This window comes from Bifidobacterium dentium JCM 1195 = DSM 20436 (genome assembly GCF_001042595.1).
Taxonomy (GTDB): domain Bacteria; phylum Actinomycetota; class Actinomycetes; order Actinomycetales; family Bifidobacteriaceae; genus Bifidobacterium; species Bifidobacterium dentium.
Genome location: NZ_AP012326.1, coordinates 13,587 through 31,715 on the forward strand (window position 1 = coordinate 13,587; position 18,129 = coordinate 31,715).

General features: G+C 57.2%; 15 protein-coding genes and 3 tRNA genes. 9 read left to right on the plus strand and 9 right to left on the minus strand.

The features are described from left to right. Nucleotides 1–43: 43 nt before the first annotated feature. The 6 genes from BBDE_RS00050 to BBDE_RS00075 all read left to right on the plus strand — a co-directional run bounded on the left by BBDE_RS00050 (nt 44) and on the right by BBDE_RS00075 (nt 5,209). Complete coding sequence (locus tag BBDE_RS00050) at nt 44–1,369, plus strand: hypothetical protein (RefSeq protein WP_003838100.1); 1,326 nt, start codon at nt 44–46, stop codon at nt 1,367–1,369. Between the two features lie 81 nt (nt 1,370–1,450). Then, nucleotides 1,451–2,206 (plus strand): sugar phosphate isomerase/epimerase family protein, encoded by a 756-nt coding sequence (locus tag BBDE_RS00055; RefSeq protein ID WP_003838099.1) that lies wholly within the window; start codon nt 1,451–1,453, stop codon nt 2,204–2,206. A gap of 57 nt (nt 2,207–2,263) precedes the next feature. Next, nucleotides 2,264–3,235, plus strand: coding sequence for a sugar kinase (locus BBDE_RS00060; RefSeq protein WP_003838097.1), 972 nt, complete (start codon nt 2,264–2,266; stop codon nt 3,233–3,235). Nucleotides 3,236–3,296: 61 nt separating this feature from the next. After that, nucleotides 3,297–3,917 (plus strand): orotidine 5'-phosphate decarboxylase / HUMPS family protein, encoded by a 621-nt coding sequence (locus BBDE_RS00065; protein WP_012901764.1) that lies wholly within the window; start codon nt 3,297–3,299, stop codon nt 3,915–3,917. After that, nucleotides 3,914–4,465: a 6-phospho-3-hexuloisomerase gene (hxlB, locus tag BBDE_RS00070; protein ID WP_003838094.1), complete on the plus strand. Its 552-nt coding sequence runs from the start codon at nt 3,914–3,916 to the stop codon at nt 4,463–4,465. The genes BBDE_RS00065 and hxlB overlap by 4 nt, the downstream gene beginning before the upstream one ends. A gap of 300 nt (nt 4,466–4,765) precedes the next feature. Beyond that, entirely contained in the window at nt 4,766–5,209 is a 444-nt protein-coding gene (locus tag BBDE_RS00075) for an MscL family protein (RefSeq protein WP_003838091.1), read from the plus strand. Nucleotides 5,210–5,405: 196 nt separating this feature from the next. On the opposite strand, the gene BBDE_RS00080 is transcribed toward BBDE_RS00075, so the two are convergent. The 3 genes from BBDE_RS00080 to BBDE_RS00090 form a co-directional block, all read right to left on the minus strand. Continuing rightward, nucleotides 5,406–5,478, minus strand: a tRNA-Ala gene (locus tag BBDE_RS00080). Nucleotide 5,479: 1 nt separating this feature from the next. Beyond that, nucleotides 5,480–5,552: transfer RNA gene (locus tag BBDE_RS00085), tRNA-Ala, on the minus strand. A gap of 42 nt (nt 5,553–5,594) precedes the next feature. Then, nucleotides 5,595–5,668, minus strand: a tRNA-Ile gene (locus tag BBDE_RS00090). Nucleotides 5,669–5,849: 181 nt separating this feature from the next. Here BBDE_RS00090 and BBDE_RS00095 point away from each other — a divergent pair. After that, nucleotides 5,850–6,545, plus strand: coding sequence for a M48 family metallopeptidase (locus BBDE_RS00095; RefSeq protein WP_012901765.1), 696 nt, complete (start codon nt 5,850–5,852; stop codon nt 6,543–6,545). A 108-nt stretch (nt 6,546–6,653) separates the two neighbouring features. Here the strand turns inward: BBDE_RS00095 and BBDE_RS00100 are convergent, their stop codons facing one another. The 5 genes from BBDE_RS00100 to BBDE_RS00120 all read right to left on the minus strand — a co-directional run bounded on the left by BBDE_RS00100 (nt 6,654) and on the right by BBDE_RS00120 (nt 12,950). After that, nucleotides 6,654–7,133, minus strand: a complete 480-nt coding sequence (locus BBDE_RS00100) for a Dps family protein (RefSeq protein ID WP_012901766.1) — start codon at nt 7,131–7,133, stop codon at nt 6,654–6,656. Nucleotides 7,134–7,243: 110 nt separating this feature from the next. Further along, on the minus strand, nt 7,244–8,545 hold the full coding sequence (locus BBDE_RS00105) for a hemolysin family protein (protein WP_003838086.1): 1,302 nt from the start codon (nt 8,543–8,545) through the stop codon (nt 7,244–7,246). A 37-nt stretch (nt 8,546–8,582) separates the two neighbouring features. Continuing rightward, entirely contained in the window at nt 8,583–9,281 is a 699-nt protein-coding gene (locus tag BBDE_RS00110) for a carbonic anhydrase (RefSeq protein WP_012901767.1), read from the minus strand. A gap of 70 nt (nt 9,282–9,351) precedes the next feature. Then, the gene (locus tag BBDE_RS00115) at nt 9,352–10,077 is read right to left on the minus strand and encodes a hypothetical protein (RefSeq protein ID WP_003838083.1); all 726 of its coding nucleotides are present in this window, start codon (nt 10,075–10,077) and stop codon (nt 9,352–9,354) included. 116 nt (nt 10,078–10,193) lie between these two features. Further along, nucleotides 10,194–12,950 (minus strand): phosphoenolpyruvate carboxylase, encoded by a 2,757-nt coding sequence (locus BBDE_RS00120; RefSeq protein WP_003838081.1) that lies wholly within the window; start codon nt 12,948–12,950, stop codon nt 10,194–10,196. A 186-nt stretch (nt 12,951–13,136) separates the two neighbouring features. Between BBDE_RS00120 and BBDE_RS00125 the strand changes: the two genes are divergently transcribed. Together BBDE_RS00125 and BBDE_RS00130 are read left to right on the plus strand one after the other, a co-directional pair. Then, on the plus strand, nt 13,137–14,990 hold the full coding sequence (locus tag BBDE_RS00125; protein WP_003838078.1) for a threonine/serine exporter family protein: 1,854 nt from the start codon (nt 13,137–13,139) through the stop codon (nt 14,988–14,990). 151 nt (nt 14,991–15,141) lie between these two features. After that, nucleotides 15,142–16,737, plus strand: a complete 1,596-nt coding sequence (locus BBDE_RS00130) for a sodium/proline symporter (RefSeq protein ID WP_126622079.1) — start codon at nt 15,142–15,144, stop codon at nt 16,735–16,737. 177 nt (nt 16,738–16,914) lie between these two features. On the opposite strand, the gene trpS is transcribed toward BBDE_RS00130, so the two are convergent. Beyond that, complete coding sequence (gene trpS / locus BBDE_RS00135; protein WP_003838075.1) at nt 16,915–18,018, minus strand: tryptophan--tRNA ligase; 1,104 nt, start codon at nt 18,016–18,018, stop codon at nt 16,915–16,917. Nucleotides 18,019–18,129: the final 111 nt, after the last annotated feature.

Consider the following 18,129-nt stretch of genomic DNA (forward strand, 5'->3'; position numbering starts at 1 on the left):
ATGCATTGACCCCATCCATTACCAGCTCAAGGAGGAGCGGAACATGATCATATGGATCATGGGCATATTGCTGATTGCCTCATTCATCTGCTTTGTCATCTACGCGATGAAAGGCGGTAATCTCACCATTGGATTCTTCATTCTCACCATTGTGTGGACCCTCGTTTATTTTCTGGGAATACCATTCGGCATAGGAAAGCCGTTCGATGTCATCGAGGAGACCTTCGCTCAGCCGGCGTTGACCTACGGTTCCACCATCATCCAGATCATTTGCGGTGCATGGTTCGGACGTGTGCTGGTCGACACCGGCATCGCGGCCTCCATCTCATACCGCACAGCCAAGGTCGGTGAGAAGAGTCCGGTGCTGGCCACCATCTGCATGGCTCTGGTCACCTGTCTGATTTTTACCAGTGCGTATGGGGTGGGGTCCGCCATAGCCATCGGCGTGATCCTGTTCCCGATTCTTGGTCGTCTCGGTGTCCCCAAACGTATCGCGGTACCGGTATTCACCCTCTCCATCGGTGCGGCAATGTGGATCAATAGCGTGTTGTTCGTACAATTTGCGGCCTTCTATCAGGACTATAAGTCTCCTGACGGGCAGATCGTGGAATGGGGAAACCACTATCTGCGCTTCGGCATCTCGGCCATGGTCGTGCAGATGATCGGCGTAATCATTTTCATCCTGATCAATACCAAATCCATCAAAAACGGCAAGCCATATGAAGTGGGGGATCCTGCCGACCAGGCCGCTGAAATCCCCCAAGTGCCGATTTGGACCTATGTGTTGCCTATAGTACCGGTCGCCCTGAGCATCATCTTCGAATGGGATGCTGTTCCGGCGCTATTCCTGGCTTCCATTGCCGCCTTCTTGGGAACCGGACATATGAAAACCTACAGAGGATTCGTACGCATCCTCAATTCCACTGCGAAAACTGCCATTGGCGACATCGGTAGCCTGATCATCATGTTGCTCGTGCTGCGTTTCTTCCAACATGCAGCGGTTACCGTCATGGCCGACTTCGGTCCGGCACTGACTTCCGTAGTACCCAACAACGAATTGATTCTTGCCGTCACGGTGTGCATTCTTGCACCGCTTGCCCTTTTCCGCGGCCCTCTGGAACTGTATGGCGCTGGTTCGGCCGTTATCAGCATTCTGATGGGCATGGGCATCTTTAACGCATGGTTCCTGTTCGCACTGCTCGTGGTACCGTCCATGACCTGCATCTCCAGCTGTGTGACGCAGTCGTGGAATATGTGGGCGGTCGAATACAACGAACTCGAACCCAAAACCTTCCTCAAGAACGGCGTGCCGGTGTACTGGCTATGCACATTCCCCATCATGGGGCTCGCCTCCCTGCTGCTGTTCTGAATGCACATAACCTCGCCGGTTGTTCGAATCATCCTGTGACGGATGACCGGCACCACCACATGAGAATCAAGGATTTCAATCATGAACATTATCGGTATCAACACCCTCGTCTACATGGATGCACTGCGTGACGGTGCCACACAATCCGAGCTGCTCGGCAGCATCGCGGAACTTGGCGTCACCCTTGCTGAAGTCCGCCGTGAATACATCGCCGGAGACGACGAATTCAACGCCATCGCAAACGCTGCGCGGATCAACGGTCTGCGGCTGTTCTATTCCATTCCGGAATCCATCACGGTCAACGGTGACGTCAATCCCAGATTCGAAGAGTTCCTTGATGAAGCGCAACGTATGGGCGCATCCAATGTGAAATTCAATCAGGGAGACATCAACAATGTGGATTTGGAGGTGTTGCGGCGTATCGATGAGTCATCGGCTGCGCACGGCGTGACTTTGACCATCGAAAATGATCAGACGCCGGAAAACGGTACCTTCGCATGTACCAGCGCATCACTCGACCATATCGTCGCCAATGGTGGCAAGGTGGGCTACACCTTCGATCTGGGCAACTGGTATTGGCGCGACGAAGATGCCGTCCGAGCCTTCGACAGGCTGTTGCCCTACATCACCGTCTTCCATTTGAAGAATGTCAACGGGGCTTCCGACAAGACACAACTTGCGACGACCATGCTCGAAGACGGCGTGATCGACTGGAAGAAGATGTTGCAACGTCTACCGGAAACGGTGCCGGTCTTCCTGGAATTCCCGATTCCATCGGATCGACTCGCCGAGCAGCTATCCATCGTACGCAATGCCGTCAATCAAGCATCGCACTGAACCCCTTATGAAATTTTCCGTACAACTTCCATAGAACCGCGAAATGAAGGAACTGCAATGTCTGAAGTCATGACCATCGGCGAACCCATGGTAAATCTCATCGTCGATTCGCAAGAAACCTATCTGGAAGCCCGTACACTCCCACGGGAGATGGCAGGCGCGGAATTCAACGTGGCCATCGGCGTAACGCGCCAAGGGCATTCCATACGCTATGTGACCACGCTCGGCAACGATTGGCAGGGCGATCTCATCCTCGACTATATGAATGGCATCGGTATTGATACGCGTAATATTCGCCGCGTATCCGAATCCGCAACAGGATACCAGCTGAAGGTGCGATCCAGTGATGGCGAGCCGAAAGTCATTTATTTCCGTTCCGGTTCGGCTGCTTCGCGGACCACGCCGGATATTGTTGATGACATTGATTTCGACGGCATCAAGATTCTGCATATCACAGGCATATTCTCAGCGTTAGCGCCGAACACGTACGACACGGTGACCCGACTGGTGGATACGGCGAAACAGCATGGCGTGACCGTGCTATTCGACCCGAATCCCCGGCCTACACTATGGCCCAGCGAAGAGGCCATGATTGATGCCACTAACAAGCTGGCTGCAAAATCCGATGTGTTCATGCCTGGGTTGGAGGAAGGTCGGCTATTCTCCGGCAAGACCGGACCACGCGACATTGCCGAGTGGTACCTCGACATGGGCATAGGCAAGGTCATCATCAAATTGGGCGATGTCGGCTCCGTACTGTTTGAAAGGACCTCGGACGGCGACTTGAGTGAAACGGTCGTACCTAGTTTCGTCGTAAACGTCGTCGATACCGTCGGCGCGGGAGATGGGTTCGCATCGGGCGTCATCACGGCTTTGCTGGAAGGGCTCGACAATGAGCGGTTGTTGGAACGAGCCAATGCGGTCGGGGCCATTCAGGTCACCAGCGTTTCCGATTCCGAAGGTCTGCCGACATCCGAGGAATTGCGCGAATTCATCGCATTGACCCCGCGTAAGGAAATCTCGTTGTAAGTGTCCCGACACTCACAATGCAACATGCAACATATGTGGCATGGCCAATGGAAGGATCATCATGAAACTACAGGTTGCTATCGATCGCGTTCCCGTGGAACGTGCCATGGAAATCGTGAAGAACATCACCTCTGAAGCGAACATCATCGAAATCGGTACTTCTCTTACCAAGGAATTCGGTATGCGTGCTCTACGGCCCGTTATTGAGGCCGCGGAAGGTGTCGCCGTGCTCGGAGACATCAAGACCTGCGACGAGGGCAAATATGAATTCGATCTCGGCTACCGATGCGGATTTTCGTATCTGACGGTCATGGGGTCCGCCTCAATGGGAACGTTGGAGGCATGCGCCCGCTCCGCTGCAGAACATGATGGCCTGATGATGATTGATCTGCTGGAATGCGATGAGGCGCGCATTGAGCGCATTAGCGGCTTTACGGACGCGATCTACTGCTTGCACACCTCCACTGATGAGGGCTCTACTGCAGATCCCGTCGCACAGGTGCGTGCGTTCAAGGCACGGTTCCCTCAGATTCAGCATCTCGCGATTGCTGGAGGTATCAAGAAACATCATCTTGCCGCCTTGTCGCAGGAAAACATCGACATCGTCATCATGGGTTCGGCCATCACCAAGGCCGACGATATTGCAATGGCATGCCGAGCATGTAGGAAGGAAATGAAATGATCGACAACAATCGCGTTCTCGAACGGATCGTCGAAGAAATCCAAGGCGTGATAGCCAGAATGGATGAAAATGACCTTGAACGGGCCATGGCATTGATTACCAAAGGTTCACGCATCTACGCGGCAGGGGAGGGACGCTCCGGTTTTCAGGCTCGCAGTTTCGCGATGCGCATGATGCATATCGGCTATACGAGCTACATGATGGGGGAAACCATCTGTCCGTCCATGCGTGAGGGTGACGTATTGCTGGCCATCTCCGGTTCCGGTAAAACCCGGCGTACCGTGGAAGACGCCGAAGCCGCCAAAAATCTTGGCGTACGAGTGATAGCAGTAACCTCCAAATCGGATTCCCCTCTTGCTTCCGTGGCGGATGCCGTGATTGTGGTACCAGGTCGGGTAAAGGGCGAATCCAGTGGTTCCATCCAGCTGTTGAGCTCGCTATTCGACCAGTCCGTGCATATCGCGCTCGATGCGCTATGTCTGATGTTGTCTCGCCGAGATGACGTGTCCGATGCCGATGCCAATGCCAACCATGCCAATGTGGAGTGAATACATGCGTTGAGTGAGGCATTGACACCGCATGGGAAACGTGACGATGTTCCGCTGTGAAACAAGCAGGTATACAACGGCGGAGCATCGTCATTTTTTGTTATGTCTGGATGTCCGATTCTGGAGAATCGGACATCCAGACAAGGTCCAGGAGCCTGTGAATGTCCGATTCTGGAGAATCGGACAGATTGCCTTAGCGTATGTTTCCTATAGGATTGGGGGATGGAAGACTGCGGAGGGGTTAACGAAGGTGTCTTCCGAAAATAAGAAGAACAATAACGGGAAACCCCGGGAGGAATCATGATTGAAGGATTCAAGAAGTTCATTGCGCGCGGCAACATGATCGACATGGCGGTCGGCGTCGTTATGGGCGGTGCCGTCACCACTGTGGTCAACGCGATTGTGGACAGCGTCATCAACCCATTCATCGCCATGATCTTCGGCAAACCGAATATGGACGGTTTGCTGGCGATCACGTTCAACGGTGCGACCGTGTCGTTCGGCGCGGTGCTCGGCGCGATCCTGAACTTCCTGATCATCGCCGTCGCCGTGTATTTCTGCATTTTGGTGCCCATCAATAAGTTCCGTGATGTGACCGAGGCTCTGCTGGCCAAGACCAAGCTTGCCGAAGATAAGAAGGCCGAAGAAGAGGCTGCCGCCGAAACGACTGCCGAGGAGCAGACGGTGCAACTGCTTCAGCAGATTCGCGACGAACTCGCCAAGCAAAACGCGGCTCATATCTGACGATAGACCGGCCTTCTCCACCTCAAGCGACACCTAAACGGGTACCGATTCGCGTACCTGATACGGCCAATCCGGCTACGTTCGTAGCGATGCCGGTCGTTGGAGAAAAACAACGCAAAACGTTGGGATTACAGGGATTCATGTCGGGCCGATAGGAAATGAAAAAAGGCTTCCGATTGCTCGGAAGCCTTATCTGTGGAGCTAAGGGGATTCGAACCCCTGACCCTCTCCATGCCATGGAGATGCGCTACCAGCTGCGCCATAGCCCCGTGGAGCTAGCCGGGTTCGAACCGGCGACCCTCTGCTTGCAAAGCAGATGCGCTACCAGCTGCGCCATAGCCCCATAGGTGAAAAAAGCGGCTATGCCGCTTCGTTCCCATCTACGTGGGCCCGGGAGGACTTGAACCTCCGACCTCATCCTTATCAGGGATGCGCTCTAACCACCTGAGCTACGGGCCCAACTCGCTGTACCCTCAAGCACAACGAGTTGAAATATTACCCGAAGCATTTTGAAAGTCAACTCAGGGGTGTATTTCGGCGTGTCGCAAGATGGCGTATCGGCGAACTGGAAGAATCGATCCGAAAGAGAGACCTATCTGAAAGATGATGTATGACCCGGGCATGCGACACAATGGCAGGCATGTCATACAGCCGTCAGCCTCATGCCCGAAGTGATAGCGGAAGGGTACGCAACCGCAATCGGATACTCTCCGAGAAGAATGCAGAAATAGCGGGAATGACGGTACATATCATCCGCAAACCAATCAAGAATATGTATCTGCGGATCAAACCGCCGAATGCCGACGTCGAGATTTCGGCACCGCAACGGATGTCTGCAGATACCATCGAACGATTCGTGATCGAACGAAGATCCTGGATCGAACGGGCACGGCAGAAGATGCTGCTGGCGCGGGAGATGGAAATCCGACGTGGGAAGGCGTTATCGGAGCAACGCGGCTTATCGGACGGCAATCCCGGCGGTCCGCTGACCTTCGTCTGGAATGATGAGAACAAGGCACAGGCGCGGCGCAACATCGATGCTCGACTGCCGGCCCTGCTTGCGATATGGGGGCCGATTATCGGTCGCGAGCCTACACATATCACGTTGCGTATCATGACATCCCGCTGGGGCTCATGCACGCCCCGAACCGGTCGTATCCGGCTGAATCTGCAGCTAGGCCTGATGAATTCGAAATTTTTGGAATACGTACTGGTGCATGAGATGACCCATCTATGGGAGAACGGGCACGGAGCCGGCTTCCAGCGACGTATGGATGCCTATCTGCCGCAGTGGCGCCAACTGCGACGAGACATCAACCGGCATGTAGTGCTGTAGGCGCATCGCATGCCGTGAAACACGATGCGGAACACCTCGTGAAAAACCGAAGGTGCCGCCGACCGCAAATCGGTCGCCGGCACCTTCATCACGGGCATGAAAACTCAATCAGGCCAAATGGCTACGCATGAACCACTGGAACTTCTCAAGCTCCTGCACATGGTCCTGCATGATGTTGGAGCTGATGACGTCCAACTCGTCCAGTTCGGTGATGGCCGTACGGCTCGCCTTGATGAACTCGCTGTAATAGGCGTCAAGGGCCTTGAGATAGTCAAGGGTGTTGACCCGGCCCTCCAACTCGAATTTCGGCCAAGTGCGGAAGCGGGTGATCGCATCCGCGCGTCCATCGGGTGAGCCTCCCAAAGTGGCGATGCGCTCGGCGGTCTCGTCGGCCATGTTGAGTACGGCTTCAACCTGCGGATCGATCATTTCATGTACGGCGATGAAATTCTCCCCGGTCACGTTCCAATGCGCATGTTTCAACACCAGTGCGGCTTCCTGCTCCTGGCTCAGGCGGTTCTGCAGAATGCCGATGATCTTTTCCGAGGCGGCCTCGTCGAGCCCCGGAACAATGAATGTCAATGCCATGATCGCTGTCCTTCCGTTCAATGGGATTGCGTGCATACGGTGTGCGCAATTCAAGTCTAGAAAAGGCGGAAGGTACTGGATAGTCTGTAAGCCGAAGGCAGAGGGACGGCCTACTCGTTGTCGGTATGACGGCGTACCTCGATGGTTTCGATGCGTCGGCCGTCCACATTGGTGATGGTCATGTCGTAGCCGTCATCGGAGGTGAGTACGTCGCCGACCTCGCCCATTTTGCCGGTATGTGCGAGAAAATAGCCGGCTACCGTCTCATAGGGGCCATCTTCCAGTTCGATGCCGGTCAGATCGGCGAAATCCTCAATCGTCATACCGCCCTCGATGGTGGCCACACCGTTCACGAATGCGGTGCGTTCGGTGCGTTCGCCGCCCTTCTCCTCGGGTAGATCGTATTCGTCGCGGATGTCGCCGACAAGCTCCTCGGTCATGTCTTCCAGCGTGACGATGCCGTCGGTGCCGCCATATTCGTCGATGACGACCGCCAGATGGATGCCGCGCTTGCGTAGCAGTTCGAGACTTGGCAGCAGTTTGGAAGTGCCCGGCAGGGAGATGCCCTCGCGCGTCACGTCGGCTACGGTCTTCGCTTCCGGATCGCGGATGTCGAGCAGGTCGCGCACATGCACGAAACCGAGTACGTCGTCGAAATCCTTGCCGGTCACGGGGTAGCGGGAATACGGCATTTCGCGTACATAGGCGGCTGCTTCGCCAATCGGCATGCTGCCGTCCAGGAAGACCACGTCGGCACGAGGACGCATGACTTCGGCCACAATCGTCTCGGAAGCATCGAATACGTCGTCGAGAATGGTGCGTTCGTCCTTGCTGAGATTGGTGTTGGTGTTGACGAGCACGCGCAGCTCCTCATCGGAAACCTCGCTGTCGGTCTCATTCGGGTCGAAGCCGAGCAATCGCACGATGCCGTTCGTATTCTTGCCAATCAGCCAGATGATCGGCTTGCAGACCTTTGCGAACACATGGATGGCCGGCACCACGGCCCGTGCGATCTGTTCGTTGCGTTGCATGGCGATGCGTTTCGGCACCAGTTCGGAGATGACGATCGAACAATATGAGATGATCAGCGTCAGCACGATGGTGGTCAGGGGAGCGGCCACGCTTTTCGGCACGCCCCAACCTTCGACGACCGGTACGATATACGGCGCTATCGAGGATTCGCCGAACGATGCGGACAGAAAGCCGGACAGCGTCACGCCGATCTGTACGGTCGACAGAAACGTGTTCGGATCGCGTGCGATCTGCGCCACCCGCTTGCCTCGAGCGTCTTCCTGTTCCATCTGGTCGATCTGCGACCCACGCAGGCTCACCAACGCAAGTTCGGTGCCGGCGAATACGGATCCAAGCAGTAGGAAGATGAAGATCAGCAGGATGTTCAAGCCAAGTGACATGCTTCCAATCTAAAGCAACGGCATGTCAAACGTCATTTCAGAAGCTCAGCACCTCCACCTTGCCGGAGTCCAGCTGATAGCGGGCGCCGACGATCATGAGTCGGTCGGAGGCGAGTGCCTGCTGAATCGATTCGGAGTGCTCGACCAACTGTTCGATGGTGCGTGCAATGTGTACGCGTTCGAAATCCTCATTGGATTCGAGCTCCGATTCGTGCGCCTGCCAGATGGAGAAGCCGACGGTGCGCAGCATAATCGAATCGGCATTCATGATGCGTTCGTCAAGATCGGCGACGCTGTCGGCTGCCATGAGCGAATCCTCGGCACTGGCGGTCAGATTGTGCAACAGGGCGTCGTATTCCTTGACGGCCTGTTTGATCGCACCGCAATTCTGGTGGCCGAGCACTACCAGCAGACGTACGCCGAGTACGTCCACCGCGTAGTCCAAGGAAGCGATCACAGCGTTGTCGATGACTTGGCCCGCGGTGCGTACGGTGAACAGATCGCCGATACCTGCGTCGAAGATGATATCGGGACTTACGCGTGCGTCGGAGCAACATAGCACGGCCGCGTCCGGCTCATGCGTGTCGATGAGCGCCTCACGCGCCTCGGCGCTGCGGTTCGGATGTTCCGGCCTGCCTTCCGCGAATCTGCGATTGCCGGCCAGCATGCGGCTCCATACGCCGCTTGCCGTGCCCTCGACGTCATTCTGGTCCACAAACAGTTCGTCATCCGCCATTGATGTGACCTCCATTGTTTAGGCTAGGAACATCATACGGTTCGGACTGGCCGTTTGTTTGCCATATGCGTTATTTCACCTTGATGACGTCGACAAGGTTGTTGGTGAGCCATGTGTCTATGGGGAAGAGGCCTTCAACGTCACGCATGTCAGTTGATACCAGTCTGTCCTTGACGCTGGCGTAGTCCACCGTGCCTCCGGACTGCAGGTCGGTGAGATCCGCATACTTCGCATCTGTTTGCGGTGAAATGTCGCTGCCTGGCGATGCCGCGATGACCGGATACCGGTATGCCCACACTTCGATATGCTGGGCGGACGTCATCGGTACCCAACCGATGGCGGAGCTACCTATATCGCCCATAGCTATCGGTTTCTCGCCATTGGCGACGCGGATATTGCAGATCGGATGATCCATGTCCGGATAGGCCTTGGACAGCAGCGTTACGGTATCGCCGTCCACATGCGCCGTGACACGGTCCCGCCAGTACTCCGGCATGTCGAATTCGTATGATTGCGCCTCCACATGCAACGCTGGTTCCGGTGACGGCGATTCGGTCTCGGATGGTGTGGCCTGCTTGTTCGTCTGCTCTTGCGATTGCGAGGATTGCTTTGCCTGTGGCTGTGGTGTCTTGGTCTTCGTGCTCGCAGACGTTGCCACAGTTGCGGGTTTCGTGCCCCACATACCCAGACCGTGAGTGATTGCAGCACCCGTCACCGCCAGTGCGGATATGAGAATGATTGCGATGATTGTGGTTGTACGTTTTCCCGCCTGCGCCGCGGGATGCACACGTTTCATGGAAACCTCCTTGTCTCCATCTCAATGCTACCCCGGGAAGCGAGTCATGCCCCCGAATGCAAGAAGCCCTCGTCCGGTTGGATGGGCGAGGGCTTCCAAGGGATCTGGAGCGTGAATCAGCCGGTGTTCTGCAGACCTGCAGCAACGCCCGAAACAGTGCACAGAATCAAGTAGGTGTAATTCTCCTGCTGACCGTGGGTCAGTTCTTCCTTGTCCACTTGCTTGCGTAGCGAGCCGAGGGCGAGCACCTGGGTAACGGATAGCGCGTCCACATACGGCGAGCGGATGCGGATGGCCTGACCGAGCACGTGGCGGTGCTGCAACGGCCACTCATCGCCGACGATCTTGAGCACCCATTCGCGGGTGAGCTCCATCTCGTCGAGCACCTTCTTATTGAGGTCTTCACGGTCGCCGAGAGCCAGATACATCTTGGCGATGCGTTCGTCGGTCTTGGCCAGCGACATCTCGATGTTGTCGATGAACGTCGAGAACAGCGGCCATTCCTCGTATGCCTGACGCAGGGTCTTAAGGTCGCCGAACTGCTCGCATGCGGTGCCGAGACCATACCATGCGGCCAAATTGATGCGTGCCTGCGCCCAAGAGAAGATCCACGGAATGGTACGCAAATCATCGAGGGACTTGGCGCCGAGACCACGCTTGGCAGGGCGGGAACCGATTGGCAGCAGGCCGATTTCGGTAAGCGGCGTGACGGTGGAGAACCACGGGGCGAAATCCGGCGTATTGAGCAGGTCGAGGAAGCGGTTATGCGCGGCCTCGTCGAGCTTGTTCGCCATGTCCGCATACTTCTCGGTCATGTCGGTGTTGCGCTTCTCCACGCTCGGAGCGGACTGCAGCAACGTCGCGGCTGCGACGGACTCCACGTGGCGGATGGCCAGCGCCGGGTTGCCGTAGCGTGCGAAGATGACCTCGCCTTGCTCGGTGAGCTTGAAACGGCACTTTACGGAGCCGACCGGCTGTGCGAGCACGGCACGGTTGGCCGGGCCGCCACCACGACCGACGGCGCCGCCGCGGCCGTGGAACAGGGTCAGGTCGATGTCGTGCGATTCCGCCCACTTGGCGATACGCTCCTGTGCGGAGTGCAGGGCCAGCGTCGCAGAGGTCGGGCCGGCATCCTTCGAGGAGTCGGAGTAGCCGAGCATGACTTCGAGCTTGCCGCCGGTGGCCTTCAGACGGGCCTGTACCTCCGGGATCTTGATCATGTCTTCGAGCACGTCCACCGAGTTCTGCAGATCCTCGAGCTGTTCGAACAGCGGAATCACGTCGATGGTCGGAACATCCTCGGGATGGGAGAACGCAAGGCGGTTCAGCTCATACACATCCTTGATGTTCTGGGCGCTCTTGGTGAAGGAGATGATGTAACGGCGGGCGGCCTTGATGCCATTGCGCTTCTGGATGGCGCCGAGCGCACGGAAGGTGTCGAGCACCTCGTGGGTCATCGGCTGCAGCGGTCCACGTTCGCCGTGCAGACCATGCTCGCGGATGTCTTCCAGCGCGCGCGAATGCACCACGGAATGCTGACGGAACTCCATCTCGACCATATGGAAGCCGAAGGTTTCCGTCTGCCAGATCAGATCCTGCACCGGGCCGTAAGCGGAACGCTTGGCGTTGGCCGCAGCCAGGGAACGCTGGACAATCTTCAGATCCTCCAGGAATTCATCGCAGGAGTGGTACATCAGGTCGGCGTCACGCTCGATGGTGTAGTGCAGACGGTCGGCCATGACCAGCATGACGGCGCGATGCATTTCCTTGGTGGAAATCAGGGCGGCCTTGTCGGTGAGCCTCTCGCTCATCTCCTTCTGGTGGTTCCACAGGCTCTTGAGCTCGTCGCTTGGCGGAGTGGTGCCGGCCTCCATCGTCAGGTTCTTGCCGACGGTGCGGGTCTCAATCTCCAGTGCGCCCAGCACATGATCGCTGAACTTGCGGGCCACCTGACGGCTTACCTTGGCGGTGACATTCGGGTTGCCGTCGCGGTCGGAACCGATCCAGCTTCCCGGATGGAAGAACGCCGGGCACATCGGCGGAACCAAGCCGGCCTTGTCGCCAAGCACCCAATCGTCGAAACGACGGTAGACCTGGGGAATGGTATAGAACAGCGTGTTGTCGAAGATGTCGAGAATCGTATCCGCTTCCTCGACAGGGGTCGGCTTCTTCAGCGCGATCGGGGAAGTGCGGAACAAGGCGTCGATCTCATTGAACAGACGGCGGGAATTTTCCTTCTTGTCCGAGCCGCCGAGCAGCTTATGCGCCTCAAGCAGGCGGGAGATGCGGCGGATCTTGCCTTCCACGGCCTTACGGCGCGCCTCGGTCGGATGTGCGGTGAACACCGGGTGGAACTCGAGCTTGTCAAGCAGATCCCTGGCCTTGGCCGGACCCAGCTCGTTAATGAGCTGATGATAGGCGCCGGTCATTTCGTTCACCGGATCGACGGCCTGGTTCTCGTCCACGGCGGTTTCGCGCTTGTGCAGCACGGAGACTCGGTAGTTCTCCTCACACAGGTTGGCCAGATGGAAATATGTTGCGAATGCACGAGCCAGCAGCTGGGCGTCATGCATGTCCAGCTTGTCGACGGTGTTGACCACGTTCTGCAGATCGTCCTGATCGGGGTTGGTGTCCGTCAGAATGCCGGCGAAGCGTTCGGCGCTGGCGTTCAAGGCATAGCCACGAACTTCATCGAAGCTTGCCAACAGCTGTTCGTCGAATTCGCCGAGGACTTCGCGAAGAATCTGCAGGCACAGATCCATTTCCTCTTTGAGAGATGCTGGAAGATCGCGCTCTTCGGGACCCTTGGTTCCGGTGCCGGACGAGACGATGGCCGCGTCCGCTGGCGTGATCTGTTGATCGTTGGTTGTCATCAGACCTCCTTCTCCAAACCATCGGGTTGCTCGGTCTGTCGGTCCTTCGCGGCTCCTCCGCGATTGTTTTGGCCGTCTGTTGCGAGCCCACAGCCCTAAGTTTGGTTAAGTAATGCGTGAACATTGTAGGCGTGCGTAATCGACACTTGTATTACGAACCCGTGAGATCTGTCCGTATTCCGGGCAATGAATGTCCGAAAAATGAAATCGGGGGAGCGGAAGAAAACCTTGCGGCCAGTCCCCGCGCTAGACCTGAATGGTGTGAGCTCAGAACATCAACATGACGAGAATGCTGAAAACAGTGCGAAGGCCGTCAGCAAATTCCATACTCATTCCATTCCTCTCGACATGGAGGACATCGAACGTGACTGGGACAAGCCGGTTACCGAAGCCGGCATCGCAGCCAAGGCAAGTGTGATCGTACGCGTCGGCATGCTCGATCTGGGCGCAGGTACGGGAAGCTTCCGCGTGCGCGAAATGATGCATCGCATCGCCTATCCACTCGGCGTTCACGTACGGGCGGACGTGAATCTCACCGACATCGAAGCCTCCTGCACCGATGGCAAGGACCGCATCACGGAAGTCATCGACTTGCCGACCACCGGCGTCAACACCGAACGCATCTGGCTGCTTGAACACTTCGCCGACTGGTTCAACGTCAATCTCGGCAAGGGTTCCATGTATCACAGCCAATCCGGCGTTTCCGAAGGGCTGATGCAACATCTCGACAAGAAGGACGCCTCGCAGGTCTCCGCGGAACTGTCGAAGAAACTCAAGGAACAGCAGAAGGCCGAACAGAATCAGGAAGGTTCCGACGATCCGGTACTCGACGCGCTGGAGATGGTGACGGAACGTGCCAAGGACGAGGAATCGCTCGCACACCCGTTGCACCTACGCGACATCGAAGAGGCCGAATATCGTTCCGACCACGCCAATTCGGCACAGTGGCAGGATACGGCACACGGACGATTCAAGGACCGCCATCACAAACCGCCGAAAGGCCAGTACGCACAGCATTTCGACCATGTAGGCAAGGCCGAGGACGACCAGGCAGGCATCACCGTGCGCCAGGCGCACGAGCGACTCGACATGATCGAACATCGCAAGCCGCTTTATTCCCCGGCGTTCGCCGGATTCGCCTCGGCCTGCGCCTGCGCATCCTTCGTGTTTTTGCTCGGCGGCGGCCCCTTCGACATGGTAGGCGCCTTCATCGGTGCCGGTCTCGGCCATTGGCTGCGTCGGCGTCTGTTTGCCCATCATCTCAACCAATTCTTCGTGACCTTCGTATGCGTGGCCGTCGCGGCGCTCGCCTGCACCGGCACATTGCGACTGATCGGGCTGTTCAACCCGATAGCGCTGCAGCACGACACCGCCTACATAGGTGCCATGCTGTTCGTGATCCCAGGCTTCCCACTGATTACCGGCGGCCTTGATATGGCGAAGATCGACTTCCCGTCAGGCGTGCAGCGCATCACCTATGTGTTCTGCATCATCCTGATGGCCACATTGGCGGGATGGATGGTCGCCTCCATCGTGCATCTGAATCCGCAGGGATTCGAGCCTCTCGGCCTCGATCCCATAATCAACTGCCTGCTACGCATGGTGTTCGCGTTCATCGGCGTATGGGGATTCTCCGTAATGTTCAACTCCCCGCAGCGTATGTGTCTGGTCGCCGCGACCATCGGCATGATCACCGACACCCTGCGTCTGGAAATCGTCGACATGGGCATTCCCGCCGAAGCCGGCGCCTTCATCGGTGCGTTGCTTGCCGGTCTGCTGGCCTCCGCATGGCGCTCCGCAGTGCATCATGGTCTGCTGGCCCCGCATCTTGGCTATCCTCGCATCTGCCTGACCGTACCGTCCATCGTGATCATGGTGCCCGGCCTATACATGTATCAGGCCATGTTCCATCTCGGCCAGTTCGATACGCTGAATGCGTTGGATTGGGCATTCAGGGCCTTCATGGTGATTCTCTGCCTGCCGATCGGACTTGCGATGGCACGAGTGATAACCGACAAGTCCTGGCGTTACGACATCTGAGGTCCTGCCATCGGAGGATCACGCATTATGCTCTCGCTCTGGGATGCAATGTTGCGGCGGCGTGTGATACTCAGTCAAGAGGTTACCAAAAGCACACATTGTTAAGAGGGAGAGGTACGTGGTCTCCAAAGATTTCTGGGTACTGCTGGCCATGGTCATCTATTTCGTGGCCATGCTCATCATCGGATTCGTCTATTCCAAGCGGTCCAACTCATCCACACGCCAGTACTTCGCGGGTGGTCGTGGCGTCGGCCCGTGGCTGACGGCTCTAAGCGCCGAAGCCTCCGATATGAGCGGCTGGCTGCTCATGGGATTGCCGGGCGTCGCCTACTTCACCGGTGCCGCCGATCCGTTATGGACGGCGTTGGGCCTGGCCATCGGCACCTATCTGAATTGGAAACTCGTGGCCAGACGTCTACGTCGCTATTCGGTGGTCGCCGGTGATGCCATCACCATCCCAGACTTCTTCTCCAAACGTTTCCACGATAGGAAGAACATCGTCTCCACGATTTCCGCGCTCATCATCCTCGTGTTCTTCTGCGTGTATGTCGGCAGCTGCTTCGTAACCGTCGGCAAACTGTTCTCCACGTTGTTCGGCTGGGACTATCACCTGACCATGGTGATCGGCGCGGCCGTCGTGTTCGCCTATACCGTCATCGGCGGCTACCTGTCCGTGGTGGTGACCGACTTCATCCAAGGCCTGCTCATGTTCTTCGCGCTGGCTGTGGTCTTCGTGGGCTCGGTGGCCTCCGCGGGTGGTGTCGACAACACCGTGGCCTTCCTGAAGGCCATTCCGGGCTTCCTGGACGGCACACAGATGGCCACGCCGGTCCTCAACGATGCCGGCGAGCAGATCGTCAAGGCCGGGCAGGCCATGTTCGGCGCGCCAACCGACTACGGTGTGATCACCATGATCTCCATGCTGGCGTGGGGCTTGGGCTACTTCGGCATGCCGCAGGTGCTCGTGCGCTTCCTGTCCATCCGCAGTTCCGAGGAAATCAAGAAGTCCCGTATCATCGCCACCACATGGTGTGTGATTTCACTTGCATGCGGCGTGTGCATCGGCCTGGTCGGCCGTGCCATGATGCCGACACAGTTCGCTACGCAGGCCGCAGCCGAAAACATCTTCATCGTGGTGGCTCAGGCGCTGTTGCCGAGCTTTATGTGTGGCGTCGTTGTATCCGGCATCTTCGCCGCATCCATGAGCTCCTCGTCGAGCTATATGATCATCGGCGCCTCCGCAGTCGGCGAGAACATCTTCCGTGGACTGCTCCATCGCAAGGCCACCGATCGGCAGGTCATGATGGTGGCGCGCATCACGCTGCTGGTCATGTTCCTCTTCGGCATCGTGGTCGCCTTCGACCAGAACTCTTCGATCTTTCAAGTCGTTTCGTACGCCTGGGCCGGCCTCGGAGCATCGTTCGGCCCGCTGATGCTGACTGCGCTGTATTGGCGCCGTACCAACAAGTATGGTGCCATTGCCGGCATGATTTCCGGCACCGCGATGGTGCTCATCTGGCACAATCTCATCAAGCCGATCGGCGGCGTGTTCGCCATCTACGAGCTACTGCCGGCCTTCATCGTTTCACTGCTGTGCATCGTGGTGGTCTCATTGCTCACACCGGCGCCGAGCGCAGAAGTGCTGTACGAATTCGATCATTATCTTGACGATCCGAACGATCGTAAGGTCGATGACGATCTGGTCGCCGCTGAAATCGCGGCGGGGGAGCGTCGCGCGCAGATGTAAACGCATATTTCTTCTATCTGCGTTATAGATGGCGTATGCAACAACCTTGAGGGCGAATACTCGCGCGATATATACCCCCTAACTACTTGGTTCCTGTAACCATCCGCCATCTATAGTGCAGATATGAAGATGCCGGATCGTGAATTCACGATCCGGCATCTTCTGTTTGTTGGCGTCTCAGTAACGCATGCCCATGGCCTCGCGTACCTGCTCCAGCGTTTCGTCAGCGATTTCGTTCGCACGCTTGTTGCCATCATGCAGGATGTCGCGGATGGAATCCATGTCCTTGGCCAGCTCGGCACGGCGTTCACGGTGTGGTGCCAGGAACTCGTTCACGGACTCGATCACGTACTGCTTCAGCGCACCTGCACCGGAATCGCCGATCTCTTCGGCGATCTCCTTCGGATCACGTCCGGTCACCAGGCCGGCGGTGGTCAGCAGCGCGGAAACCTGCGGGCGGGCAATCGGATCGAAGGTGATGCGTCGCTCGGAATCGGTTGGGCTCTTCTTGATCAGCTTGGTGGTTTCCTCGGCGGTGGCGCCCAGCATGATGGAATTGCCATAGGACTTGCTCATCTTGCGACCGTCCAGACCCGGGATCTCCGGCGCCTCGGACAGGATCGCGGCCGGCTCGGGGAACACAGGATGCTTCTTGGCGTAGCGTTCGTTGAAACGACGGGCGATGGTGCGGGTGATCTCGACGTGCGGCAGGTTGTCTTTGCCAATCGGGACCACGTTCGCCTTGCAGAAGAGGATGTCGCATGCCTGATGCACCGGGTAGGTGAGCAGCAGGCCGGTCAGTGCGTGGCCGGAGGCCTCCATCTCGGACTTCACGGTCGGGTTGCGGTGCAGTTCGGCTTCTGTGACCAGCGACAGGAACGGTAGCATGAGTTGGTTCTCGGATGGGACGGCGGAATGCGTGAAGATCATGGTCTTGTTCGGGTCGATGCCGGCGGCCATGTAGTCGAGCACCAGGTTGAGCACGTTGTCCTCGATGTGCTCGGTGGTATCGCGGTCGGTGATCACCTGATAGTCGGCGATGATGATGTTGGAGTTCACTCCGCGGTTCTGCATGGCCACGCGTTCGCGAATGGATCCGAAGTAGTGGCCCAGATGCAGGCGGCCGGTCGGTCGGTCGCCGGTCAGCATGGTGAACTTGCCCGGATTCTCCTCCAGTTTGGCCAGCGTCGCGTCGGAACGTTTCTTCGCGGCGAGGAAGCTTGCGCTCATTTCATTGCCTGCAGCGGTGATCTGCTGTTCCTGGGTGTCGTCCGTCATCATGTGTCCTTTTTCTACGAAAATAAACGATTTTATCGTAAAAGTCTGAGCCGACAACGAAACGGGGCTCAACAAGTGGTACTCTCGTGTTTGATGAATTGATAGCACAGTAAT

Bases quoted from the DNA above. Each gene is read 5' to 3' on its own strand.
- BBDE_RS00125 (WP_003838078.1), top strand. From the start codon at position 13,137: ATGAATGTCCGAAAAATGAAATCGGGGGAGCGGAAGAAAACCTTGCGG.
- BBDE_RS00050 (WP_003838100.1), top strand. From the start codon at position 44: ATGATCATATGGATCATGGGCATATTGCTGATTGCCTCATTCATCTGC.
- BBDE_RS00105 (WP_003838086.1), bottom strand. From the start codon at position 8,545: ATGTCACTTGGCTTGAACATCCTGCTGATCTTCATCTTCCTACTGCTT.
- trpS (WP_003838075.1), bottom strand. From the start codon at position 18,018: ATGATGACGGACGACACCCAGGAACAGCAGATCACCGCTGCAGGCAAT.
- BBDE_RS00065 (WP_012901764.1), top strand. From the start codon at position 3,297: ATGAAACTACAGGTTGCTATCGATCGCGTTCCCGTGGAACGTGCCATG.
- BBDE_RS00120 (WP_003838081.1), bottom strand. From the start codon at position 12,950: ATGACAACCAACGATCAACAGATCACGCCAGCGGACGCGGCCATCGTC.
- BBDE_RS00115 (WP_003838083.1), bottom strand. From the start codon at position 10,077: ATGAAACGTGTGCATCCCGCGGCGCAGGCGGGAAAACGTACAACCACA.
- BBDE_RS00100 (WP_012901766.1), bottom strand. From the start codon at position 7,133: ATGGCATTGACATTCATTGTTCCGGGGCTCGACGAGGCCGCCTCGGAA.
- BBDE_RS00130 (WP_126622079.1), top strand. From the start codon at position 15,142: ATGGTCATCTATTTCGTGGCCATGCTCATCATCGGATTCGTCTATTCC.
- BBDE_RS00075 (WP_003838091.1), top strand. From the start codon at position 4,766: ATGATTGAAGGATTCAAGAAGTTCATTGCGCGCGGCAACATGATCGAC.
- BBDE_RS00060 (WP_003838097.1), top strand. From the start codon at position 2,264: ATGTCTGAAGTCATGACCATCGGCGAACCCATGGTAAATCTCATCGTC.
- BBDE_RS00095 (WP_012901765.1), top strand. From the start codon at position 5,850: ATGTCATACAGCCGTCAGCCTCATGCCCGAAGTGATAGCGGAAGGGTA.
- BBDE_RS00055 (WP_003838099.1), top strand. From the start codon at position 1,451: ATGAACATTATCGGTATCAACACCCTCGTCTACATGGATGCACTGCGT.
- hxlB (WP_003838094.1), top strand. From the start codon at position 3,914: ATGATCGACAACAATCGCGTTCTCGAACGGATCGTCGAAGAAATCCAA.
- BBDE_RS00110 (WP_012901767.1), bottom strand. From the start codon at position 9,281: ATGGCGGATGACGAACTGTTTGTGGACCAGAATGACGTCGAGGGCACG.